The 213-nt window shown below is 49.3% G+C and carries 1 protein-coding gene; it reads right to left on the bottom strand.

Going from position 1 to position 213, the window contains the following annotated elements; all coding sequences use genetic code 11:
* Positions 1-213 (bottom strand): hypothetical protein (locus ACKPVM_RS20575; RefSeq protein ID WP_409311599.1); only part of this gene is annotated, 213 nt, incomplete at both ends.

The raw sequence follows: 213 nt of genomic DNA, 5'->3' as shown, positions 1-213 counted from the left end.
GTCTGGTTTCTCAAATTTCCAGTAGACGTAATCTCCGGTGTCCCTGAGTAAGACTCCACCGCACCAGACTTTGAAATAGATCTGTGGATATGGACCACGGAAGAGATCGCGGAGCATATCGTCTTCCAGCTTGATCACAAACGTGCCATCCGGTTGGGTTAGGGAATAGGCGAGGTAGTCTTCAATCGAATTGTCTTTGGCCCAGGCTTCAAC

The sequence above is a fragment of the Pectobacterium hainanensis genome (genome assembly GCF_046237015.1).
Taxonomy (GTDB): domain Bacteria; phylum Pseudomonadota; class Gammaproteobacteria; order Enterobacterales; family Enterobacteriaceae; genus JBJYIN01.
This window is presented reverse-complemented; position numbering and strand designations above follow the sequence as displayed.